Origin of the sequence: Microbacterium sp. 69-7, assembly GCF_001897985.1 — a bacterium.
Taxonomy (GTDB): domain Bacteria; phylum Actinomycetota; class Actinomycetes; order Actinomycetales; family Microbacteriaceae; genus Microbacterium; species Microbacterium laevaniformans.
This window is the reverse complement of record NZ_MKRU01000091.1, coordinates 36,311-59,748: the sequence shown is the minus strand read 5'-3', so window position 1 is coordinate 59,748 and position 23,438 is coordinate 36,311. Positions and strand designations below refer to the sequence as shown.

General features: G+C 69.9%; 17 protein-coding genes. 1 reads left to right on the top strand and 16 read right to left on the bottom strand.

The annotated features are described in order from the left end of the window. Positions 1-181: 181 nt before the first annotated feature. The 14 genes from BGN98_RS10280 to BGN98_RS10215 form a co-directional block, all read right to left on the bottom strand. A complete protein-coding gene (locus tag BGN98_RS10280; protein ID WP_288121289.1) occupies positions 182-1,150 on the bottom strand; it encodes a sortase in 969 nt (322 codons plus the stop codon). Next, positions 1,147-1,935 (bottom strand): hypothetical protein, encoded by a 789-nt coding sequence (locus BGN98_RS10275; protein WP_288121287.1) that lies wholly within the window; start codon positions 1,933-1,935, stop codon positions 1,147-1,149. Before BGN98_RS10275 ends, BGN98_RS10280 begins: the two co-directional genes overlap by 4 nt. After that, complete coding sequence (locus BGN98_RS10270; RefSeq protein WP_231860836.1) at positions 1,932-2,987, bottom strand: COG1470 family protein; 1,056 nt, start codon at positions 2,985-2,987, stop codon at positions 1,932-1,934. The genes BGN98_RS10275 and BGN98_RS10270 overlap by 4 nt, the downstream gene beginning before the upstream one ends. A 240-nt stretch (positions 2,988-3,227) precedes the next feature. After that, on the bottom strand, positions 3,228-4,826 hold the full coding sequence (locus BGN98_RS10265) for an Ig domain-containing protein (protein WP_288121286.1): 1,599 nt from the start codon (positions 4,824-4,826) through the stop codon (positions 3,228-3,230). Positions 4,827-4,863: 37 nt separating this feature from the next. Then, complete coding sequence (locus tag BGN98_RS10260; RefSeq protein WP_005051268.1) at positions 4,864-6,024, bottom strand: hypothetical protein; 1,161 nt, start codon at positions 6,022-6,024, stop codon at positions 4,864-4,866. Between the two features lie 62 nt (positions 6,025-6,086). Then, on the bottom strand, positions 6,087-8,618 hold the full coding sequence (locus BGN98_RS10255) for a hypothetical protein (RefSeq protein WP_288121284.1): 2,532 nt from the start codon (positions 8,616-8,618) through the stop codon (positions 6,087-6,089). Positions 8,619-8,827: 209 nt separating this feature from the next. Further along, positions 8,828-10,384, bottom strand: coding sequence for a phosphate ABC transporter substrate-binding protein PstS (gene pstS / locus BGN98_RS10250; RefSeq protein ID WP_005051273.1), 1,557 nt, complete (start codon positions 10,382-10,384; stop codon positions 8,828-8,830). Further along, positions 10,381-11,658, bottom strand: a complete 1,278-nt coding sequence (gene pstA, locus BGN98_RS10245) for a phosphate ABC transporter permease PstA (protein ID WP_005051275.1) — start codon at positions 11,656-11,658, stop codon at positions 10,381-10,383. The genes pstS and pstA overlap by 4 nt, the downstream gene beginning before the upstream one ends. Then, the gene (pstC, locus tag BGN98_RS10240; RefSeq protein ID WP_112930905.1) at positions 11,658-12,677 is read right to left on the bottom strand and encodes a phosphate ABC transporter permease subunit PstC; all 1,020 of its coding nucleotides are present in this window, start codon (positions 12,675-12,677) and stop codon (positions 11,658-11,660) included. The genes pstA and pstC overlap by 1 nt, the downstream gene beginning before the upstream one ends. 184 nt (positions 12,678-12,861) lie before the next feature. Next, complete coding sequence (locus tag BGN98_RS10235) at positions 12,862-14,565, bottom strand: protein kinase domain-containing protein (RefSeq protein ID WP_288121282.1); 1,704 nt, start codon at positions 14,563-14,565, stop codon at positions 12,862-12,864. Further along, entirely contained in the window at positions 14,562-15,062 is a 501-nt protein-coding gene (locus tag BGN98_RS10230) for a hypothetical protein (RefSeq protein WP_061682733.1), read from the bottom strand. The genes BGN98_RS10235 and BGN98_RS10230 overlap by 4 nt, the downstream gene beginning before the upstream one ends. A gap of 150 nt (positions 15,063-15,212) precedes the next feature. Next, positions 15,213-16,127: a DMT family transporter gene (locus tag BGN98_RS10225; RefSeq protein WP_288121280.1), complete on the bottom strand. Its 915-nt coding sequence runs from the start codon at positions 16,125-16,127 to the stop codon at positions 15,213-15,215. Beyond that, positions 16,127-16,720, bottom strand: a complete 594-nt coding sequence (gene recR / locus BGN98_RS10220) for a recombination mediator RecR (protein WP_036286253.1) — start codon at positions 16,718-16,720, stop codon at positions 16,127-16,129. Before recR ends, BGN98_RS10225 begins: the two co-directional genes overlap by 1 nt. Before the next feature lie 3 nt (positions 16,721-16,723). Then, positions 16,724-18,883, bottom strand: a complete 2,160-nt coding sequence (locus BGN98_RS10215) for a DNA polymerase III subunit gamma and tau (protein ID WP_288121277.1) — start codon at positions 18,881-18,883, stop codon at positions 16,724-16,726. Between the two features lie 71 nt (positions 18,884-18,954). Between BGN98_RS10215 and BGN98_RS10210 the strand changes: the two genes are divergently transcribed. Beyond that, a complete protein-coding gene (locus BGN98_RS10210) occupies positions 18,955-20,106 on the top strand; it encodes an NAD(P)-binding domain-containing protein (RefSeq protein WP_288121276.1) in 1,152 nt (383 codons plus the stop codon). A gap of 6 nt (positions 20,107-20,112) precedes the next feature. On the opposite strand, the gene BGN98_RS10205 is transcribed toward BGN98_RS10210, so the two are convergent. Both BGN98_RS10205 and BGN98_RS10200 read right to left on the bottom strand, forming a co-directional pair. Continuing rightward, complete coding sequence (locus BGN98_RS10205; RefSeq protein ID WP_288121274.1) at positions 20,113-22,656, bottom strand: glycoside hydrolase family 65 protein; 2,544 nt, start codon at positions 22,654-22,656, stop codon at positions 20,113-20,115. A 29-nt stretch (positions 22,657-22,685) separates the two neighbouring features. Next, entirely contained in the window at positions 22,686-23,426 is a 741-nt protein-coding gene (locus BGN98_RS10200) for an HAD family hydrolase (RefSeq protein WP_061682722.1), read from the bottom strand. Positions 23,427-23,438 lie beyond the last annotated feature (12 nt).

Below are 23,438 nucleotides of genomic sequence, written 5' to 3'. Positions count from 1 at the left end.
CGCCGAGAGCGGCGGGTCCGCTCGGCGCGGGAGGGAGGGTGGACTCGCCACCGGCCATCACCGGCGCGGCGGGCACGGGAGCGCGTCCGCTCGTGCGTCCGAGGAAGCGCGGGCGGTTCGCGCGCTCGGCGCGGTGGGCTGCGCGGGACGGTTCGATGTCGTCAGACATGGGGGCTCCGAGTCAGAGGAGGTTGGGAAGCAGGCGGACGAGTTGATCGCAGACGAAGACGCTGGCCAGCAGCAGGATCGGCACGAAGACGATCCAGGTCTTCTGCGCGCCGACCCGGCGAAACGCCCAGACGGCGGCGATCTCGGCGGCGACGAGGAACTGCAGCGCGAAGACGAGCGCCCAGACGGTCGTCGTGTCCGTTGCAAGCGCCGCATGCGACGGCGGCAGCGTGATCGGGGTGGTCTGACGCGCGCCCGCAGGTTGGCCTTTATCGACGAGTCGAGCGTCGACGTAGGCGATCCCGGTCGGCACGTATGGCGCCCCGCGCGCGGTGAGCAGGATGAGACGACTCTCTCCACGGGCGGGCGCGGGCGGCGTCGGGTCGCCCGCGTAGCGGACTCCCAGCACTTCGAAGGTGTTCAACCCTTGCCCGGTGCGCACCTCGAACCGCTCCCCCGGCTGCAAGGACTGCAGACGCCCGAACGGGCCGCCGAACGCGGCGGCGCGGCCCATCACGACGCTGACGCCGACCTGGCCTGGCAGCACCGTGTCGCGGCGGTGGCCGGGGCCGCCGGCGAGGACACCCGATGATGTTCCCTCGGCGATCACCTCGTGCACCCCGAGCCGGGGGATGTCGATGATGGCGACGGGCGCGCCGTCGGTGAGGAGCACGTCGTTGAAGTCCCCCTCGCTGACCGGCGCCGTGCCCGCAGCGAGCTGTGCCCGGTAGGTGTCGAAGAGCTGCTGCTGCGCGGCGAAGTGCAGCACATGACTGAGCACCAGCAGATGGAACACGAAGGCCAGGGCGAGGGCGGCGATGAGAGAGACGATGCCGCGTACGAGGGCCTGTCCGGCCGACAGAGGCGCGTATTGGGGAGCGGGTCGCGGCATCCGGCGGGGACGACGCGGAGGAGGCGGAGCGGATGCCGGGGGCACGGCGACCGGGGCGACGACCTGAGTCGCATCGTCGAGCACGGTCATGCCGTGGCCTCCGAGTTCTTCGCGGCGAGGGCGAGGGCGAGGGCGACGGCGCGCCACGCGAGCAGGGCGATCACGAGCGTCGCCGCCAGCAAGATGCTCAGCCACGGAAAGACGACGACCAGCGCGTCGCGGGTCACGGGGGTCAGGGCAGTGCCGTCGACCGTTGCGGGCGGCGTGATCTTCACGTGGGTGTTGACGAGGCCCCACTGGCCGGCACCGTGCAGACGTGTCGAGATGAGGCGCGTCTCGCCCGGCTGCAGCCCCATGACGGGCACCGCGGATGCCGAGTCCAGTGCCGTGCCGAACAGCATGCTCTCCATCCAGAAGTCGGCGGCCAGGTCGATCGCGCTCGTGGAGGCGTTTCGCACCGACAGCCACAGCGTGACATCCGCCTCCGCAGGATCGGGCGACAGGGCCACCGACGAGTTGACCCCGCTCACATAGACCATCCCCGCGATGCTGACCGTGCCGGCCGCGCCCGAACCCGCGCCTCCCGCGCCTCCCGCGCCCGTTCCGCTGCCCGCGTCCGTCCCGCCGCCCGCGCCGGATCCGCTGCCCTTGGTGCCCTTGCCCGGGGCGGAGCCGCCCGACGAGGGAGACGGGGTGGCTGCGGACGACGAGGTGGGTCGCGGCGTCGGGCTGGGACTCGCGCCGTCGGTGACGGTGACGGTGAGGTTGGTGCCGTCGGTGCCGTCGTCATCGGAGGCGTGCACGAGCGTGGAGGGCACGATCAGCAGACCGAGCACGATCCCCACGCCGACGAGTGCGCGCCCGATCGCGGTCATGAATCGGCTGGCGCCGCCGCCGCGACGGCGCGCACCTTGGCTTCGGCGGCCGCGGCGGCCTGCTGCTCGGTGTAGGCGATCCACTCCTGCGCACGCGCTTCATCGCGGCGGCGGCGCCAGCGCAGCAACAGCACGATGGCGGTGACCACGGCGGCGGCGATCAGCAGCGTCCAGGGGAGAGCGACGACCACGGTGTCGCGGCTCACCGGCGTGACGAGCACCTGTTGCGACACGTCGGTGGTGTCGGCAAAGGGCTGAAGACGCGCCGAGGGATTCAGATAGCCCCACTGCCCGACGCCGTTGATGTCGAACTCGTAGGTCGCGGAGTTTCCGGGTAGCAGGACAGGAGTGCTCCCGCCTTGATCGCCGGCGGCAGGGATGCCGAACCACGTCGCAGTGCTCATCGTGAGGTTGGCCGCCAGCGCGACATTCCCGGGGTTGTTGACCGTATACAGGACCTTCAGCGTGCCACCGAAGAGGTTCCACCAGTCACCCTGAAACGTCGCGTCGAAGCTTGCGAGGGTGAGGCGCGGCTGAAGATCACCGGAGACGCGTGCGAATACTGCCGTCGCGACGCGGCGGTCGAGATTGACCTGCTGCCCCTCTTGGACGACGGATGCCACAATCCCACCGACATGATCCCCGGGGGTAGCATCCGCCGGGAACGCCACGGCGAACGTCAGCAAGCGCACCTCCTGCGGTTCGAGGGAGAACTGAATGCGATTCTGACCGTTTTCGAAGGTGACCCACGAACCGAGCCCCGATGGCGTCTCGGCCGTTGGAAGCAGGTTGAAGGCACCATCTGGGCCGTTGAGCGCATCTGTGGCCACGACCGTGAAGTCCTGCCTTTCGGTGCCGGTGTTGCCGACGTACACCTGATCGGTAACGCTCTGGCCCGGGTCGGCCGTGTAGGAGAAGCGCGCACGGTTATCAGGACGTCCGTCGGGACCGGCAGGACGAGTCGCCACGCCAACATCACCCGGCGGCGGGGTGGCGTCGTCGGCGAGGGCAGCGGATCCGGATGCGAACGGAAACACGCCGATGGCGAGCACGAGGAGGACCGCACCGAGCGCGTGTCGGATGCGAGGCATCGGTCGTGGAGTCGAGATGGGCACGGTACATCTCCGCAGGTCAGGTCAACGAGAGTTCGTCATTGGTGTGAACAGAGGATGATCAGCAAGGTGCGTGCCGATGACGAGTGCATCACCGACGCCGCAACGCACCGTGTGGGGAGACCGCGAGAGGCCTCCCCACACGACTCGAAACGAGGTTCCGAGTGGCGGACGATCAGCTCACTTGGAGGTGAGCGTGAGGGTCAGCGTCGAGCTGTACACACCCGCCGCCGCGTCGACCGGCGCCGCGAACGCGAGGTCGGCGTCGAACAGTGCGCCCGTCGTCGTCGTGCTGACGCCGGCGATGCCCTCCGCGATCTTCTTGGCGCCCGAGGTACCGGCCGCCGTGCTCACCGAGATGCCCGTCTTGCCTGCGTATCCGCTCGCGAGCGCGGGGGTCACCGTGAGGACACTCTTGCCGATGTTCTGAGCACCGGTGAAGTCCTGCCAGGTCGCGTTGAGATCCCAGCCCTTCAGCACATTGCGGTCGTCAATCACAGTGACCGTGCCGAGCTTCTTCACCGACGTGGCGCCACGAGCGACGTTGCCGAAGTCGACATTGGTCTTCTGCGCCGCCAACGACCACAGATCGCTGGCAGTCACCGCGGCCGTCAGAGAAACGTCCTGAGTGAGGGTGTCACCCGTGTTGGTGGGCTTCGTGAACGACACCCACGCCTGCACCGCGTAAGTCGCGTCGCCGGGGAGGACGAGCGCCACCTTGTGGGCACCGGCCGGAAGCGCACTGATGTCGACAGTCGCGTTGCCGTTGGCATCCGTCGTCGCCTGGCCGAGCTTGGTCGGAGTGGACCACGCCCACACGTCGAACGTCTTGCTGGCGTTCGCTGCACCCGCGGGGATCGTGATCGTCGTCGCGCCCTTGGCGGGATCGCTGATCGTGATGTTGCCCGTGGTCGGCTCGATCGGAGACGTCGGCGCCGGAGCGGCGACCCTTCCGCTGAAGGCCTGATCGTCGGAGCCCCCATTGTTGGAGGCGGTCAGCGTGAAGCTGTACGCGCCCGCCGTCGTGGGCGTGCCCGAGATCGTACCCGTCGCCGAGTCGAGCGTAAGGCCCGCCGGCAGCGAACCCGAACCCGACTTGACCGACCACGCGATCGGGGTCGTGCCCGTCGCCGCGATGGTCTGCGTGAACGCGGCGCCCGTCGTCAGAGCGTTGAGTGCGGTGGTCGTGATGGTCGGGGCGACCGCCGGCTGAGCGAACGTGAACGTGGTGGTGGCGATGTTGCCGGAGACGACCGAGATGTAGGTGAATGCGGTCTTCAGCACCACGTTGTTCGACACCCAGGCGACTCCGAGCGAGTAGTCGCCGCCCGCAGCGGCGACCGCCGCGGTGCCCGCGGGTGTGCCGGTACCGGTGGTGGCCTGAGCCGACGGTCCGATCGCCACGAGCGACTGCTCGGTGCCGGAGCCGATGTTGGACATCGCGTTCCACGCGTTGTAGTCGCGTTCCTGTCCACGCGGCGAGATGAACGTGAAGGCGAACTGCGCGCCGCCCGCCGGGGCGGAGAACGTCGCGACCGGGTCGGTCGCCGACGGGCCACCGACGATGGAGAGGCCGTACGAGAGGGACGCGCCGGCGGCGAACGGCTCACCGGTCTCGTTGTCGAGCACGTAGAGGGCTTCGTCGGTCTGACCGGTGCCGGAGCCGACGACGGGAGCAACGGAGCTGTCCGCATACGCGGCTCCGGGCGTGACGATGGCGAGGGCGGCGAGAGCTGCCGTCACCAGCCCGGCGGCGCCGAGCTTGAACTTCTTGTTCACGGGGTTCCTTCCGAATTCTGGCGGTTGCGTGGGGCGGTCAGTTGGAGCGGTAAGCCGAGTTCGCCGGCTCCTGGAAGCCGAACTTGATCTTCACGGCCTTGGAGGTCGACGGCAGCGAGGACGATCCCCAGTAGGTGAGGCTCGTCGAGGAGGACGGGTTCAGCGCGGCGGCGAGGCCGGGGTCGTAACCGGGCTGACCGCTCGTGATGCGCGCGTACGGCACGACGATGTAGGTCGTGCGACCGAACGAACTGTTGTAGTACGAGCTCACGCCGCTGAGGTTCGGCGCGGTCCCGGTGATCGGCGCGACGCCGTTCGGGCTTCCCAGCGTGATGCCGGAGGTCGTGTTCGCCGCCGCTGCGCCGTTCGCCTGTGCGATGTAGCTCGCCGCGGAGAAGGGGATGATCTGGATCTCGCCGGCACCAGGAGTGAGCACGGAGCCGTTGTTCTCCGGGAGCGTGGTGCCCGTGGGGTTGGCGGCCGCGCCCGCGGTCGTGACGCCGATGGCGGAGAGCCAGAAGTTGCGCGTGCCCGAGCCGCTCTGCGGCAGGCGCGGGACGATCACGTCGCTCTGCCCCGCGATCGGGGTGTTGCTCGCGCTTTCGTAGATCGCCTTGAGCTGCGCGGTGGTCAGCGACGACGCCGCCGTGATCGACGCCGCGGAGACGCCCGATCCCGCCTTGAGCGCGTAGGCGACGGCGTCCTGACCGAAGGGGAGGTAGCTGTAGGTGCCCGTCGCGTTGGGCGTGCCCTCGCTCGAGGACCGGGATGCGTCGATCTGACCGGAGATGCTGTACGTGCCGGCGAGGCCCGCGTTGACGTAGAGCGCTGTGCTGGAGATGTTCCACGAGTTGCCGGTGAACGACGCGATAAGCGCGTTCTTGCCGTTGCCCGAGCCCGAGGGGCGCGGGAAGACGGGGCCGGCGGGTCGCGTCTGGATCGTGCCGATGCCTCCCGCGATGCCGGGGGCGAACGCATCGTACGAAGCGACGTACTTGCCGAGACCGGACGTGCGCACGGTGCTGCTGCCGTTCTTGAAGCCATTGGCGAGAGCGCCCACGGCATCCTGCAGGGTGTCGGAACCGACGACGACGTAGCCGTCGCTCACCGGGTCGGCGTTGGCCGCCGCCGCGGCGCCGAAGCCGGCGATCGCGAGGCCGAAGGCGGCGCCGAAGGCCGCGATCCGCTTGAGGTTCATTCTGTGTCTCTCCTTGTCGGGTACTGCGATGGGTGCAACAGGACGAAGCGCGCGAGCGCGCTTCACGGAACCCGCCGGCGAAGGCGGGAGACGAGGGGAACGGCGCCGGTGCCGAGGGCACCGGCGACGAGGCTGGACGGCACGGCGACGGCGATGGCGCCCGTCTCCGGGTCTCGAGGGGTCACTGCGCCGGCCAGGGCGTTCGCCGGGACGCCCAGGGCCGGCGTCGTGGCGGGCTGGACGGTCGTGGATGCGGAAGCGGCCACCGCCGAGGACGCCGATCGCGGTGCGCCGGCCGACGAGGCCGGCGCTGCATCGGACGGGGTCGGAGCGGCTGTCGGGGCCGCGGGACCGCGTTCGATCGCGTCGGCCGCGGCGGTGGCCGCCGTCACCCACGACGACGGAAGCGACGCGTACCCGGGCGGCAACTGGCCGAGCGCGACCCCGGAAGCCTGGCCCGCGCCGGCCGCGTACCGGATGAAGGCGGCGTAGTCCGCGCGCAGGGGAGCGCTGAGCAGCGCCGGGTCGGCGGCCGCGTACACGGGCAGCGCCAGCGGGTACGCGTCCTTCGACGCCCGCGCCGCCGCGGAGCCCAGATCGAGGCCGGCGACCCCGCTCACGCCGGCCGCGGGGCTCATGGCGGATGCCGCGGCCAGCAGCGCGCCACTGGTCGGTGTGACATACTCCCCCGCGGGGTTGCGCAGCGAGGCCACGCGCACCTCGTAGCGCTCGGAGGCCGGAGCGTCGCTGATCCCGAGAACGCGTTGGAAGCCAGGCAGCGACCGGCCCGTCTTGGTGTACTTCGCCGGAGCGGAGGTTGGGTCCCACGGCCCGAGAACCTGACCGTCTCCTCGAAGGGTGAGGTATGCAGCGCTGTCGAGGTCGTTCACGTACGGTCGCCAGGCGACGACGTTGATCGGGCTCTGCTGCGGGGGAACGACCTCGGCGGGGTCCGCCTTCGGGAAGTCGTCACGGGGCAGCTCGAGGGCGGAGCCGCTCTTGTTCTTGGCCGCGTCGGTCGCGTACCACGGATTGACGGTCATGCCGTAGGGGTCGGGAGCGCCCGCCATGAATGCGGCCGCGTCAGGGTCGGCCATGATGTAGCTCCACACCGCACGCGCGGCGTCCGATCGCCCCTGCGGCATGAGGGTATCGGCCAGCGACGGCGAGATGAGCGATTGGTACGCCCACTCCGGGGCGTTGATGGCGAGGAAGTCCTTGTCCTTCGTGATGTTCTCGGGGCTGTTCGGCCCCAGGTACGAGTGATCCAGTTCGGGGGGCAGCGAGCCCCAGTACGAGTTCGTGAGGAGCTTCGCGAGGAGCCGGGGAGTGAGCTTGAGCTCGGTGAAGGGCAGGTTCACCGCCGCGGCATACTCGGGCGGCACGGTGCCGAAGGGATCGGGGTTGCGGTCGATCGCGAACGTCACCGCCAGGCCGGAGAGCGCGATCGGCGCGTAGGTCAGCGTGGTCGCGTTGTCCGAAGCGGGGTACGACGTGAGGGCGAGAGGTGCGTCCTCGGTCGTGGATGCCGCCGTCAGCGCATCCGATTCCGCGATCGTGAGGTGCGAGTAGACAGCTCCGCCGGAACGGCCGCAGAGCGCCGGCTGCCAGGACTGCACTGCCAGCGCGGCGATCTCGCTGCCGGCGAGCTGACGCTCGGGTGCGCCGACGGTGCACCTCGCGCCGACCGGTTCGAAACCGATGCGGACCGCCAGCGCGTGCTTCCAGCTGTCCCAGAACAGGCCCGACTGGTTGATCGTCGACGAGCCGTTGTCGGCGTTGGGCCGGGGCAGGATCACCAACCAGCAGGAGGCGCCCTCCACGGATCCATCGACCGTCACGGGGTCCCCGCACCCGAGAGCCGGCGACTGCATGGTCGTCTGCATCTCGAAGGAGAGCGACCCGGTGCCGTCGGCGCCGGAGCCCGCCCATCGGATCTCGTTGGTCGTGTTGGCGTCGAACTGCGTGTTGTTGTTGACGTCGACCGAAAGGTCGCGGCTCTTGGTGCCGTCCGCGGCCGTCGTGATCGAGCTCACGACCGTGCCCTTGCGCGAAACGAAGGGGATCGACGTGTACGCGCCTTCGAAGGAGCTGACGCGCGGGACCGAGTATTGCTTGTCCTTCTCGGGGATCGCGTCGTACTCGTACCGCCGCGTGGCGTCGCGGGTGGCGCCGTACTTGGCCGTGCCGCCGTACTGACACGTCGTGCGGTCGGGTCGCTGCGGGTCGGTGGGATCGTCGCCCCAGCACTGGAAGATCTGCAGGAACCACCTGCCGCCGTTCGAGGAAGTGAAGGGCAGCGACGCGTGCCCGGTGGCGCCCGTCCAGCTGACCGACACGCCCTGCTGACGCAGGATCTTCGTCTGTGAGACGGTCACGGCGAGGTCCGGAAACGGGGCGTCCTGGTATCCGGCCGGATCCTGGTCCTTCGCCGTGACGGTGACCGCGCTGGAGGCGACGTCGGCGGCGCGCGCCGGCGCTGCGATGACGACGCTCGGTCCGACCACGAGGGCGAAGACGACACCCGCGGTGAGCACGCCGGTAAGACCGGATGCGACCCACGTGCGGCGTCGGGCACGCGGCAACACGTTCACGTTTTCTCCAGGGATTCGCGGCGACCTGCGCCGGATGTGATCAAGGTATGGGCGGGTTGTGGACATCAGATGAATCCACTGGGAACGAGCCTGCTCCGACTCGTACTCAACATGAGAACTCTCTAATTCCTAGATCAGCGGCCGAAAAATTCCAGCGCAGTGCAGCGCACTCCCGGCGAGGCGAGTGCGCTTCGAGGAGAGAGGCGGTGTTACCGCTTGGGCCCGCGAAGGCGGCGCGACAGGAGCGGGGGCAGAACGATCGCGGCGAGAAGCAGGGCGGCGGCAGCGAGCATCGTGATCTGCGGCACTCCCCAGCCACCGGCGGCAAGGGTGAACGGCGAAGACACCGCCTTCGCACCTCCCCCCGTCGAGCCGGAAACGAGGTTGCCGTTCGCGTCGTACACCGGGTCGGCCCCGCTCGCCGCAGCGCCAGCGGCGGCCGCCGGAGCGGCGGCGTCGGCCACCCCGGAGCCGCTCGTCGCCTGCCCCGATCCGCCGGTACCCGTCACGGGCGTGTCGACGGTCGCTCCCCCCGTGCCGGTGGCGCACTGCGTCGTTCCCTGCTTGTCGCAGTCGGCCGGCATCGGGGCCGTGGCGGCGAGCTGGTTGTTCGACGGTGAGTCGCCAGGCTTGAAGGTCGGGTTGTTGCAGCTGTTGAAGTCGACGCCGCCCACGGTTCCGGGGATGGTCTTGATGACGTCGGATGCCGCCTGCACGAGGTTCATCGGCAGGGGCGAGTACCCCAGCGCGGACGCCTGCTGCTGCCCTTCGCAGATCATGTAGTCCGCGAACTTGCTCAGCGTCTTCCCCTTCTCCGCGGTGAAGACCTTCGTCGGCTGGGTGGGAACGATCATGTACGAGTAGCTCGACATCGGGTAGGTGCGCGCGTCGGCGTTGTTGTAGACACCGTCGAGATTCTGTGTGAGATCGGAGTTGATCGCCGCTCCCATGAGCGCGACCGCGACCGACTGGTAGGTCGGCTCGACGTAGTACCCCGCCTTGTTCAGGACTTTGGCGACCGGGAAGCCCGACTTCAGGGCGTAGGAGTACTCGACGTAGGTGATCGCGCCTTCGCCGTAGTTCTGGCTGACATATCCGGCCACGCCGAGCGATCCGCTCTGCGCCTTGAACGCCCCGCTCAGCGACGGGAACTGCGAGGTCATGCCGCGCGTCCAGATGCTCGGGAACTGCGACGACATCCACAGCGTGAACTGGGCGCTCGTGCCCGACCCGTCCGAACGCACGACCGGCGTGATCGACTTGTCTGGCATGGCCAGCGCAGGGTTGTCGGCCTGGATGGCGGGATCATTCCAGTTGGTGATCGCGCCGGTGAAGATCTTCGCGATGACCTCGCCCGACAGGCGCAGGTTCGTCACCTGCTTGCCCGCGATCTTGAGGTTGTACATCAGCGAGGTTCCACCCGCGACGATCGGCATGTAGGAGTAGGTCGTGGCCGGAACCTCGGGCGCCGATCCGTCCTCCGGGCGCGCTTGGAACGGGATCTCGCTGATCGCGAAGTCGACGGTCTGGTTGATGAAGTCCTGCCGACCGGCCGACGAGCCCGTGCCGGAATAGTTGACCGTCATGCCGTAGTTGCCGGCGACGTTCTTGCGCCACTGATCCAGCGCGTTCTGCGACCACGTCGATCCGGAGCCGGAGATGGGCACATACGACTCGGCCGCCTGCGCGGGCAGCGGGATCAGCGCGATCAGCGCGGCGACGACGGTCGCGGCGGCGAAACGGTACCAGCGGGCTCGCGCGGTCACGACGGGTTCTCCTCGATCGGATGGGTGGGCTCTGTCGATGGGGATGCCGAGGGCAGCGCACGCACGCGGCGCGCACCGGCATCCTCGATGCGTCGGAGGTCGCGGGCAGAAGCACCCGCGACAGCCCGACGCTGCCGGTCGCTCAGCTGCCCGGGACCCCGCCCGCCGATGAGGCGTGCGATCAAGAACAGGGCGAGCACGAGCAGCACGAGGGTCGCGGCCGCACCGAAGCCGCGGGCGACCATGTTCGGCTCGGGCGACTTGACGAAGTCGAACACCTGCAGGGGCAGCGAGATCATCGGCCCGCTGAACGGGTTGAGGTTCATCTCCGCGGTCACGCCCGAGGTCAACAGCACGGGCGAGGTCTCGCCGATACCCCGCGCGGTGCCGAGAATGACCGCGGTGACCAGTCCCGAGCGCGAGGTCGGGAGCACGACGTGCCAGACCGTCCGCCACCGCGTCGTGCCGAGGGCGTACGACGCCTCCCGCAGATTGTTCGGCACGAGGCGGAGGACGACGTCGGAGGCGCGGATGATGATCGGCAGCATCATGACGCTGATCGCGAGCGCCGCCGCGAACCCGGACCGCTGATGGGTGACGAGAGTGACGATCGCGGCGTAGATGAACAGGCCGGCGACGATGGACGGCAGCGCGGTCATGGCGTCGGAGATCGTCCGCACGAACCTCGCGAAGCGTCCACCGACCTCGTTGAGGAACACGGCCGTCGTGATCCCGAGAGGAATCGTGATGACGAGGGCGATCGAGATCTGGATCAACGTGCCGACGATCGCGTGTGCGATACCCCCGACGCTGAGCGGTTCGAGCGGACCGGCGAGCTTCATCGTCTCGACGAAGAAGTTCGGGTTGATCAGTGCCGGAACACCGCGGACCACCGTGTACCCGAGCACGAACACGAGGGCGCCGAGCAGGATCGCCCCGGCCGAGTAGAAGAGGGCCGTCATGATCCGCTCGCTGACGGTGAGCCGGTCGGCACGCAGCGACGAGAGCACCGCGTAGATGCCGAGGAACGCGATGAAGGAGATGACCAGCCACCCGATGAACCCGGTCATCGGCGTCAGCCAGCCGAACAGCAGCGTCGCCACCGCGATGCCCGCCGCGACCGCGCCGACCACGTTGAACGCGTCGTCGAGCGGCACGCTGCGCAGGTCGCGGCGCTCGCCCACCGCCTCACGTCGGACGGGGATCTCCGTGCGCGCGGCGGGCGCCTGTTCCTGCGCGGACGGGGTCCGCGGCGCTGTGTCGACGATCGTCATCAGTTGCTCTCCGCGCCCGAGCGGCTGCGGGCGACGATGGTGGATGCCGTGAAGTTGACGATCAGTGTGATGATGAACAGCACGAGGCCTGCGGCCATGAGCGCGGACAGACCGAATTGGCTGGCCTCGCCGTAGCGAAGGGCGATCAGCGCCGACACGGAGTTGGTTCCCGTCTTCAACACCTGCCAGTTGATGGTGAAGATGGGCGAGATGATCATGACGACGGCGATGGTCTCCCCCAGCGCCCGTCCGAGCGCGAGCATGGTGCCGCCGATGATGCCGCCGCGTCCGAACGGCAGCACGACCGTGCGGATCATCCCCCATCGCGTCGATCCCAGGGCCAACGCACCCTCCCGCTCACCCAGCGGCGCTTGCGAGAAGGCCTCGCGCATGACGGAGGTCTGCGTCGGGACGATCATGAGCGAGACGACGATGCCGGCGATGAAGGCCGAGGACGTGAAGGCGCCGGCATCCGTCACGCGGGCGCCCGAAGGGTCGGTGACGGCGAAGAGGGGAATCCACGCGAAGTAGGTGGAGATCCACTGCGAGACCGGAATGACATTCGCCTGCAGGAAGAACACACCCCACAGACCGAACACGACACTGGGCACGGCAGCCATCAGATCCACAAGGGAGATGAGCGTGGATCTGATGCGCCCGGGCACCACTTCGCTGATCAGCAGCGCCGTGGCCAGCGACAGCGGCAGCGCGATCGACAGAGCGATGAACGCGATCGTGACGGTGCCGAAGAGCACGGCGGCGATGCCGAACTGGCCGTCTCCGCCCTCCGGCGACCACGCCTGGGTCCACAGGAATGCCGGCCCCGAGCGGGCGAGTGCCTCGCCGGCACGGCCGGAGAGGAACACCCCGACGGCGAGCATGATCGCCACGGTGATGCCTCCGGCGGCGTAGCAGACGGCGCGGAAGACCCGGTCCGCCTGTACGGGACGCGAGACCAGCGACCGCGGCCGAGGGGTCGGGGATGCCGGGATGACCTCCGTCACGGAGTCAGTGGTCATGGCGCCTCCCTGGCGTGCGGAACGGGTGGGCGGATCTCGAGGCCGAGCGACGCTGGTCGTTCCGCAACGCGCGCGGCGGAGCCCTCGGGAGGGGCTTCGCGGAGCCAGGATGACGCGGGAGGGTGAACGACGACCGCTGCAATCGTGTCGCACGCATGACCGCTGTGCGTGCGAGAGGTGTCCGTCATGGTCGGGGAGGCTCCGTCGCCGGGGGCATGTCCGTCGGGGTCGACGACGGCGGGGGCGTCAGTGTCGGGCTCGCCGACGCGCTCGGCGTCGCGGACGCCTCGGGGGGAATCCGCAGCACCACGACCGAGCCCACCGCTGCGACCTGCCCCGACCCCGGTGCGGTCTCGGCGACGACACCGGGGACACCCAAGCCGCCGACGGCCACACGAGAGGAGAAGCCGGCGGTAGTCAGGGCGCCCTGCGCCTCCGCCGGCACCATCCCCGTCACGACGGGAACAGTATTGAGGCCTGACGCCGCGCGCAGCGCGATCACGGCGCCCGCACGGACCTCGTCGCCGGCGGCGGGCACCGAGGCGAGCACGGTGTCGCGCACGGCGGGTCCGTCGTCGCGGCCGATGTCACCGACCGTCAATCCCGCCCGCTCCACCGTGCTCACCGCCTCGTCGACCGTGAGTCCTCGGACGTCCGGGACCGCGCGGCGCGCGCTCACCGCCGCAGTGTCGGCCGGTGATGCGCTCGGGGCCGACGTCGCCGTCCCCGTCACGGCGGCGCCCGCTGTCGCGATCGGGTTCTCCGGCGTCGAGGCGGCCATCGCCGACCAGCCGGCAGCGGCAGTCACGGCGGCGATGAGTCCGGCGGCGATGAGAGGTGCCCTCCACGCCTCGCGCGTGTGCGAGAAGGGTGCGGGTGAGGGCCCCGGTGTGGCGGCGAGGGGCAGCCCGCTGCCGCCGGTGGGGACATCGCCGCCCGGCAGCCGCGTGCGGTACACACGTGTCGCCACCGTGGGCGATGTGGTCCTCGCCTCGCCCGGCCCCACGTCGATGACAGCGTCGAGAGCGGCGCGCATCGCGGCGGCATCGGTGTATCGATCCTGCTGACGCTTCAGCATGGCGGTCGTGACGAGACGGTCGAGCGCCGGCGGGATGCCGCGACGACGCGCCGACGGCACCGGTGGGGGCGCCGACAGGTGCGCGCGGACGACCGCCGCAGTCTCGCCCTCGAAGGGCGAACGTCCCGTCAGCGCGAAGAAGAGCGTGGCACCGATCTGGTAGATGTCGCTCGCTTCTCCGACCGCCTCACCCAAGAGCTGTTCCGGCGAGGCATAGGGAACGCTGGCAACGACGCCCGCGTTCGACGCTTCGGATGCCGCACCACTCAGCAGCGGGTCCGCGCCGCGCGTCGTGCGCCCCGGCACATCGGCCAGACCGAAGTCGAGGAGCCGGATGCCGCTCACCGTGCCGTCCGCGTCGGCGCTCGCGCTGGAGGTGAGCATGATGTTCGACGGCGTGATGTCGCGGTGGACGACGCCACCGGCGTGCGCGGCGCCGGTCGCGTCGAGGACGGCGGCGAAGACGGCTACGGCATCCGCGATGGTCAACGGCCCGCGCTCTCGTACGTGGTCGGCGAGAGTGACACCCTCGACGAGCTCCATCGCGATCCATGCAACGGGTGGATCACCCGGCGCGAGACCCGCGTCGTAGACCTCGGCGATGTTCGGATGCGCGATCGCCTGCGCAGCCCGCACCTCTTCGAAGAACGCCTCCCAGGCGACCGGTCCGACGGCCAGATGCGGATGCAGCAGCTTCACGGCCACGCGGCGCCCGTGCCGTGTGTCATCGGCTTCGAAGACGGCGGCCGTGCCGCCGCTTCCCCGGAGCTTCCGAAGGCGGAACCGTTCGGCGATGAGGCCGTCGCTCATTGCAGGATCAGCGGGTCCACCGGTGCCGGCCGGCCGCGCCCGAGGTCGGTGCCGCGCGACGCGGTGGCGGCCAGTTCCTGCATGAGGCGCACCGCGAGAGCCGCAGCACTCTCGGCGGCCGAGCGCTTCTCGTAGCGACGAGCGCCCATCATCACGAGCGATCCGCGCGCGCTGACGAACCACCCCGTGCTGCGCAAACGGGGCGCCGGACTGGTGTGGATCTCGAACGTCGATGCCGCGCGCAACAGCTGCGCCAGATCGATGCGGGCCGCCCCCTCATCGGTGAACACACGGCATCCCCGTGCGATCTCGCGCCGGTTCTCGCTCACCAAACGCCATGCGACGGCGGGCTCGAGGGCCGGCAACGGCTCCTGACCACTCGCGAAGGGCCCGACGCCCGGATGCCCGGATGCGATCTCGGCGACGACGCGCATCCACTCGAGGGCGCTCCTGTGCGAAGCCGCGGGAAAATGCGCGTAGAGAAGACGCGCGGACATGATTCTCCCTTTCGCGACACCGGAGGTCGTGCACACGGCCGCGAGGGAAGAGTGGCGGTCCGAGGCGACAGCGACCGGACGAACCGGTGAACGCCGGGCGTCGATCCAGCGGACGAGGGGTAGCGCGTCGAGCCGGAGACGTTCGCGACCCTAGGGCGCGTACGGCGGCGCCTGACGTCGCAGACGCACCCGACCTCCCGTCGCGGCGAACCAGCAGCCGATGAGCACGAGCGGAAAGCCGAGCAGCAGCCCCGGCGACAACGGCTCGCCGAGCAGGAGCACGCCCAGCAGGATCGCGACGACCGGGTTGACGTACGTGAACAGCGGCGCACGCACGGGACCGACCTCGCCGATGAGCGCGAAGAAGCCCAGGAAGGCCAGCGCGGTGCACAGGATGCCGAGGGCGACGAGCGACAGCCCGCTGCGGACGGTGGGAAGCTCGTGCTGGGTCAGCAGCGCGAACGGCAGGTAGGCGAGGCCGACCGCGAGCAGGGACAGGGTGATGGTGCCGAGCGAGGGGACGTGAGCGAGCTTGGTGGCGATGATGAACGGCGCGATCGCGTAGAGCAGGGCGACGAGCAGGACCTGGGCGATGGCCCCCAGCGCCTGCGCCGGCTCGGCGACGGCGAGTCCGGGGCCGGCGACGATGACCACCAGGCCGGCGAAGCCGACGACGAGTCCGACGGCGCGGGCCGGACTCAGAGCGGACCGGTCGCCGCGCACGAGGGCGATCCCGGTGGCGAACAGCGGCACCGTCGCCACCAGCAGACCAGTGAGCCCGGACGGCAGCGTCTGCTCCGCGTGCCCCAGCAAGAGGAAAGGCCCGGCCATTTCGATGGCCCCGAAGGCCAGCACCCACGGCCAGAGCGCCAGCGCCGGCCGAAGGGCTCGGCGTCGCAGCGCGATGGGCAGCAGCACCGCCGCGCCGAGAAGGGTGCGGCCCGCGACGACGGCGGCTGGTGTCAGCGAGTCGACCGCCTCTTTGATGAACAGGTACGGGATGCCCCATAGCACCGCCATCAGCGCGTACAGCGCCCAGGCACGACCGGAGACGGCCGACGCCATCAGACGGCCCGGCGCCCCTCGAAGGCGCGCCCGAGGGTGACCTCGTCGGCGTACTCGAGGTCGCCGCCCACCGGAAGACCGGACGCCAACCGGGTCACGCGGATCTCGAGGGTGTGCAGGAGCCGGCTGAGGTAGGTCGCGGTGGCCTCTCCTTCGAGGTTCGGGTTCGTCGCGAGGATGACCTCCTGCACCGTGCCGTCGGCGAGGCGCTGCATCAACTGTGTGATGCGCAGGTCGTCGGGTCCGATGCCGGCGATCGGGCTGATGGCGCCGCCGAGCACGTGGTAGAGCCCACGGAACTCGCGCGTGCGCTCGATGGCCGAAACGTCCTTCGCATCCTCGACCACGCAGATGAAGGTCTGATCACGACGGGGATCGCGGCAGATCGCACAGCGTTCCTGCTCACTCACGTTGCCGCAGATCTCGCAGAAGCGCACGCGTTCGCGAAGCTCACCGAGCAGGTGCGACAGACGCGCGACGTCGAACGTCGGAGTCTGAAGGATATGGAACGCGATCCGCTGCGCCGACTTCGGCCCGATGCCGGGAAGGCGGCCGAACTCGTCGATGAGGTCTTGGACGATGCCGTCGTACATGGCTTAGCTGAACCTCGTCGGCGGTGTGTACGGCTCTTCGCGCACGAACGTCGCCCCCAGCACTTGGCGGACGACCGCCTCACCGACGCGTTCGATGCCGCCGGAACGGAGTGCGCGGGGCGGGGCGGGGCGTTCGACGGCGACCGGCGCGCGGGCCGGCAGCGGGGCGTCGTCGAGCGGCGGCGGGAACTCGTCCTCGTCGGGGGCGTCGTCGTCGGTGTGCGCGTACTCCGTCGTCGCGGGCAGCACGGTGCCGTCCCGCGGGATCGTCAATGTACGCACCGTCTCGGCGGTGGCGTCCTCGGGCTCTTCGTCGACTGCCAGCCCGACCGCGGCAGGAGCAACGGTGGCGAGAGCGGACGCCGCCGTCGCACCCCCCGCGGGCTCGCTCGGCGCCGAAGCCTGTGGCGCGGGGTCACTCGGAATCCGTGCCACTGCCCACTCCGTTACCGGCGCGGCAGCGGACGATGCGATGGTCGGCGTCGATCGAGGCCGCTCACCGCCGTCGGAACGGGTCGCTCCAGAGGAGCCGCCGTCGGCGCGAGGCCCGTCGGCCGGTGGAGTCGGAGAACCCGAGGCGGGCGGCTCGGCGGTCGCATCGGCGTCGAACCGCGCCACGTACTTCACGCGGATGCCGAGAACCTCGCGGATCGCACCGCGCAGGTCTTCGCTGGGGCCCTTGCCCGCCGCGAGCTTCTTGAACGCGGCGACATCCGCCTGGGTGCGGAAGCTCAGCGTCAGCACGTCGTCGGCGAACGCGACCGGGGTGGCGTCGACGGCGATCATCCACGACGATCGGCTCACGGGCTCGAGGCGCTGGAGGATCTCCGGCCACGCATCGCGCACCTGCGCGAGGGTGACCGGGCCGCTCGGCGCGACCGGGGCGGGCGAGGGCTCGGGCTCGGGGCGTTTCGACTCGCTCGGTGCGCTCGCTCGCTCAACGACCGGAACCACCGGCGCCTCGGGGGCGCCCGACACCGCGGGAGGCGCGGCGGGCGTCGCGGGAGGCGCAGCGGGCGTCGCGGCAGGCACGGCGGCGGCATCGGCGGTGTGGGCCAGCACCCGTGCCACGAGCAGCTCGAGCTGCAGGCGCGGAGACGTCGCCCCGCTCATGTCATCGAGGGCACCGACGACGAGATCGGCGATGCGCGAGAGACGATCGGTGCCGAAGGCAGAGGCCTGACGGCCCATCCGCTCGAGCTCGTCGGCGGGGATGCCGCGCAGCACCGCCCCGGCACCCTCTCCCGTGGCAGCCACGATGATGAGGTCGCGCAGCCGTTCGAGAAGATCGTCGACGAACCGGCGCGGATCCTGCCCGGTCTGCACGACCCGATCGATGGCAGCGAAGGCGGCGGCCGCGTCGTGCGCAGCGAATGCGGTGACGACCTCGTCGAGCAGCGCGCCGTGGGTGTACCCCAGCAGCGCGACGGCGCGCTCGTACCGCACCGTCGCCCCGTTCTCGCCGTCCACGGGGTCGGAGCCGGCGATGAGCTGATCGAGCAGCGACAGGGTGTCGCGTGGCGAGCCGCCGCCGGCCCGCACCACCAGCGGAAGCACGCCGGCTTCGGTCTGCACCCCTTCCTGGACGCAGAGCTGTTCGACGTACTCGAGCATCGCCGCGGGTGCGACCAGGCGGAAGGGATAGTGGTGGGTGCGCGAGCGGATCGTGCCGATGACCTTCTCGGGCTCGGTGGTGGCGAAGATGAACTTGACGTGCTCCGGCGGCTCCTCGACGAGCTTGAGCAGGGCGTTGAAGCCCTGCGCGGTCACCATGTGCGCCTCGTCGAGGATGAAGATCTTGAAGCGGTCGCGCGCGGGTGCGAAGATCGCGCGCTCGCGCAGATCGCGGGCGTCGTCGACACCGTTGTGTGATGCCGCGTCGATCTCGACCACATCGAGTGAACCTCCGCCGCCGCGGCTGAGCTCGACACAGCTGTCGCAGACACCACAGGGCGTGTCGGTCGGGCCGGCCGCGCAGTTCAAGCAGCGCGCGAGGATGCGGGCCGACGTCGTCTTGCCGCAGCCGCGCGGACCGCTGAAGAGGTAGGCGTGGCCGACGCGGTCGCTGCGCAGCGCCGTCATGAGCGGTTCGGTGACCTGCGCCTGCCCGATCATCTCGCCGAACGTTTCCGGTCGGTAGCGGCGGTACAGGGCGGTGGTCACCAGAACAGACTACGGTGTGCTCCCGACATCCAGGTCGGGAACATCGCCGGGTGCGGGGCGTTGAAGAGGACATGAGCATCGACGTCCCCACCGCGACGGTGGACGTCATCGTCATCGGTGCCGGCCAGGCGGGCCTGTCGGCCGCTTACCATCTGCGTCGCCGCGGCTTCGTCCCCGCGCCCGGCGACGGCGACGCCCGCACCTTCGCGGTGCTCGACGCCGACGCCGCCCCCGGCGGGGCGTGGCAGCATCGCTGGCGGTCACTGCGCATGGGAACGGTCAACGGCATCTACGAGCTTCCGGGCGCACCCGTGCCGCCCGCCGATCCGACGGCGCCGAGCGCGGACGTGCTGCCCGCGTACTTCGCGGACTACGAGCGTCGCTTCGATCTGCGCGTGCACCGTCCGGTGATCGTGCGCGCGGTTCGCCGTGTCGACGACGACCCGAACGGTCTCCTGCGCATCGAGACCGACCGAGGCGTATGGTTCGCGCGGTACGTCATCAACGCGACCGGCACGTGGCGACGCCCGTTCTGGCCCCACTACCCCGGCCAGGAGGACTTCGCCGGACGCCAGCTGCACGTCCACGACTACGTGTCGGCCGAGGAGTTCGCCGGTCGCCGGGTCGTCATCGTCGGCGCGGGCATCTCCGCCGTGCAGCTGCTGGAGGAGATCTCGCGCGTCGCCGACACCTTCTGGGTGACGCGGCGCGAGGTGCGGTGGGATGCCGCGGAGTTCGACACCGCGGCCCGTGTGGCGGCGATCGCCGGCGTGGAGGAGCGCGTGCGGCGCGGCGAGCCGCCCGGGAGCGTCATCTCGGTGACCGGACAGCACTGGACGCCGTGGGCCCGCGGCGCCGACGAGCGCGGCGTCCTCGTGCGGCATCCGATGTTCGCGCGCATCGAGGAGCACGGCGTACGGATGCCGGACGGCACGTTCGAGCCGGCCGACGTCATCCTGTGGGCCACGGGCTTCCGGGCCGACATCGCCCACCTCGCCCCGCTCGGGCTGCGGACCAGCGCCGGCGGCATCCGCGTGGCGAACGGCCGCGCGATCGACGACCCGCGACTGTTTCTCATCGGCTACGGCCCCTCCCAGTCGACCGTCGGGGCCAACCGCGCCGGGCGCGACGCGGTGCGCGCCATCGCGGCCGAGACGGATGCGCACCGCAGCCCTGGTGCGGGCCCATCGGTGTCGCGCACCGTCGCCTCCGCGACGGCGTGACGGGACTCAGGAGTCGATACCGAGGTTCCCGTCGTCGCCCGGCATCGCCCCGACGATCGGGATGCTGCCGGTGATCACCGGAATCGAGGTCGTCATCGTCGGCACGGAAGCCGATAGCAACGTGCCGTCCTCGCGCAGGGCGTCGCCGATGTCGCTGATCCTGGGACGACCCGACAGCTCCGGCCCCTGACCGCGCAGCGGCACCGTCAGCGTCGACTCCGCTCCGACGACGAACGTCTCGCCGCGCACCGAGAAGGAGACCGGCTCGCCGGCACCGGCATCCACGCGCAGCTGCTCCGCGGTGATCTCGATCTTCAGCGGCGTGCCCTGCCAGTGCAGGGTGAACGACAGTGACGGCCAGGCCTTGGGCAGGCGCGGATCGAAGCTCAGCTCGCCGTAGTGATCCCGCATGCCGCCGAAGCCGGCGACCAGCGCGGTCCAGACACCGCCGGCAGAGGCCACGTGCACCCCGTCGGACGCGTTGTGGTGCAGGTCGCCGAGGTCGACGAAGATCGACTGCGAGAAGTACTCCAGAGCCAGATCCTGGTACCCGACCTCGGCCGCAAGGATCGCCTGGACGACCGCCGACAGCGTCGAATCTCCCGTCGTCAGCGGGTCGTAGTACTCGAAATCGGCCAGCTTCTCCTCGTCGGTGAAGTGATTGCCCTGCAGGTACAGCGCCAGCACGACATCGGCCTGCTTGAGCACTTGATAGCGGTAGATCACCAGCGGATGGAAGTGCAGCAGGAGCGGGCGCTGCTCCGGCGGCGTGTTCTCCAGATCCCACACCTCACGCTCGAGGAACACCTCGTCCTGAGGATGGATGCCGAGGCCCTCGCTGTACGGGATGTGCATCGCTTCCGCGGCGGCCTCCCACGCGTCGGCCTCCGCCGGGTCGAACGAGAGCCGCTCCACCATCTGCGCGTAGTGCTCCGGCGCATCCTGCGCCATCTCACGCACGATACGCGCCGCGAAACGCAGGTTGAAGCGCGCCATCACGTTCGTGAACAGGTTGTCGTTGACGACCGTCGTGTACTCGTCGGGACCGGTGACGCCGTGGATGTGGAACACCTCGGGCTGGCCGTCCTCGGTGAAGCGCCAGAACCCGAGCGTGGCCCAGAGCCGCGCCGTCTCGACGGCGATGTCCACGCCCTCGCGGTACAGGAACTCGTCGTCGCCCGTGGCACGCACGTACTTGGCGAGCGCGAAGCTGACGTCGGCGTTGATGTGGTACTGCGCGGTACCGGCGGCGTAGTAGGCCGACGCCTCTTCACCGCTGATCGTGCGCCACGGGAAGAGGGCCCCCGCCTCGTTGAGCTGAGCGGCCCGACGACGCGCGGCCGGCAGCATGAGGTAGCGCATCCTCAGCGCGTTGCGAGCCCAGAGCGGGGTCGTGTACATGAGGAACGGGAGCACGTAGATCTCGGTGTCCCAGAAGTAGTGACCGCTGTACCCCGAGCCCGACACGCCCTTGGCGGGAACGCCCTGACCGTCGGCGCGGGCCGCTGCCTGCGCGAGCTGGAACAGGCACCAGCGTGTCGCCTGCTGCAGGTCGTCGTGACCGCCGATGGCGACGTCGGAACGGTCCCAGAACGCGTCCATCCAGGCCCGCTGGCGCTCGAACTGCCGAGAGACGCCCTCGGCACCCACGCGATCGAGCGCGCGGCGACCCCGATCGACGAGCTCGCGCGCGGGGACGCCGCGCGACGTGTGGTAGCTGACGAGCTTCGTGACCGTCACCGGCACGCCCGCCTTCGCCTGCACGCGATACACGTTCTTCGCGATGTCGGGTTCGATGAGCGTGCGGGACGAGTACTCGTTCTCGGTGTCGACGACGTGGTCGGCGACGACCGCCATCGTCATCCCCGACGCGTTCACCCGGTACGACAGCGCGACGCGGTCGCCGTCCTGCCAGTACTCCTCGGGGTGCAGGACGCGATCTTCGATCTTCTCCGCCTTGCGCGGGTCGAAGCCCTTCTTCGCAGCGCCCCCGGGCGCCGAGCCGCCGTAGACGTCTTGCCCGTCCTGACGGTTGACGATCTGGCAGCTCACCGTCACCGGGGCGTCGCTGTTGAGCACCGTCACGGTGACGCGCATGACCGCGAGATGACGCTCCTCGAAGGAGACCATCCGCTCGAAGTCGATCACGACGTCCTTGCCGCTCGGCGTCATCCACCGGATGTGACGCGTGAGCGTGCCCGCGCGCATGTCCAACGCGCGCTCGTACTCGCGGACGTCGGCGACGTCGAACGACAGGGGCTCATCGTCGACATAGACGCGCATGACCTTGGCGTCCGGAGCGTTGATGATCGTCTGCCCGACCTCGGCGAAACCGTACGCCTGCTCCGCGTGACGGATCGGGAAGATCTCGTGGAAGCCGTTGATGAACGTGCCGTGCTCGTGCGCGTGCCGTCCCTCGGGCTGATTGCCGCGCAGGCCCAGATAGCCATTGCCGAGCGCGAACAGCGTCTCGGTGACCCCCACGTCCTCGAGGGAGAAGCGCGTCTCCACGAGGCGCCACGGGTCGATCGGAAAACGGTCGCGATCCATCCTGTCCATCCTTTCGTCGGAAGGGCCGGTCATCGGGTGACGAAAGCCGAGAGATCGTCGACGACGAGCGTCGCGCCGAGATCGAGGAGGGCCTGCGCCCCGGCGCCGCGGTCGACGCCCACGACGAGGCCGAAGCCGGCGGCCGCCGCCGACGCGACGCCGGAGTGGGCGTCTTCGACCGCCGCGCTGCGGGCGGGATCGACGCCGAGCATGCGGGCACCGGCCGCGAACATGTCGGGGGCGGGCTTGGAGCGCAGCCCCTCGCGCGCCGAGACCACCCCGTCGACGACGACCGGGAAGAAGTCGCGGATCCCTGCGATCGTCAGCACCTCTTCGGCGTTCTTCGAGCTCGACACCACACCGATCGGGGTGCCGGCGGCGTGGAGCTGCTCGATCAGCGCGAGAGAGCCCGGATACGGGGCGATGCCGTCGGTGCGCAGCACGCGGGCGAACACCTCGTTCTTGCGGTTGCCGATGCCGCAGACCGTGTCGGCGGTGATCGGATCGGAGGGGTCGCCCCACGGCACCTCGACGTCACGGGAGCGCAGGAGGCTCGCGACGCCATCGTAGCGCTGCTTTCCGTCGAGGTAGCGGAAGTAGTCGTCCTCCGTGTACGGCGGCTCGATCCCCCACGAGCTGAACAGCTCGGTGAACATCGACTGCCACGCGTGCATGTGCACGTCGGCCGTCGGCGTCAGCACGCCGTCCAGGTCGAAGAGCACGCCGTCGAGTGCGCGCAGGTCGGGAAGCTCGGGAAGCTCGGCTGTCACGGGTTCAGCGTA

Excerpts from the sequence above, each read along its gene's own strand:
- BGN98_RS10230 (WP_061682733.1), bottom strand. The coding sequence starts at position 15,062 with ATGTCCGCGCGTCTTCTCTACGCGCATTTTCCCGCGGCTTCGCACAGG.
- BGN98_RS10235 (WP_288121282.1), bottom strand. The coding sequence starts at position 14,565 with ATGAGCGACGGCCTCATCGCCGAACGGTTCCGCCTTCGGAAGCTCCGG.
- BGN98_RS10210 (WP_288121276.1), top strand. The coding sequence starts at position 18,955 with ATGAGCATCGACGTCCCCACCGCGACGGTGGACGTCATCGTCATCGGT.
- BGN98_RS10260 (WP_005051268.1), bottom strand. The coding sequence starts at position 6,024 with ATGAACCTCAAGCGGATCGCGGCCTTCGGCGCCGCCTTCGGCCTCGCG.
- BGN98_RS10205 (WP_288121274.1), bottom strand. The coding sequence starts at position 22,656 with ATGGATCGCGACCGTTTTCCGATCGACCCGTGGCGCCTCGTGGAGACG.
- recR (WP_036286253.1), bottom strand. The coding sequence starts at position 16,720 with ATGTACGACGGCATCGTCCAAGACCTCATCGACGAGTTCGGCCGCCTT.
- BGN98_RS10225 (WP_288121280.1), bottom strand. The coding sequence starts at position 16,127 with ATGGCGTCGGCCGTCTCCGGTCGTGCCTGGGCGCTGTACGCGCTGATG.
- BGN98_RS10275 (WP_288121287.1), bottom strand. The coding sequence starts at position 1,935 with ATGACCGCGATCGGGCGCGCACTCGTCGGCGTGGGGATCGTGCTCGGT.
- pstA (WP_005051275.1), bottom strand. The coding sequence starts at position 11,658 with ATGACGATCGTCGACACAGCGCCGCGGACCCCGTCCGCGCAGGAACAG.
- BGN98_RS10280 (WP_288121289.1), bottom strand. The coding sequence starts at position 1,150 with ATGACCGTGCTCGACGATGCGACTCAGGTCGTCGCCCCGGTCGCCGTG.
- pstC (WP_112930905.1), bottom strand. The coding sequence starts at position 12,677 with ATGACCACTGACTCCGTGACGGAGGTCATCCCGGCATCCCCGACCCCT.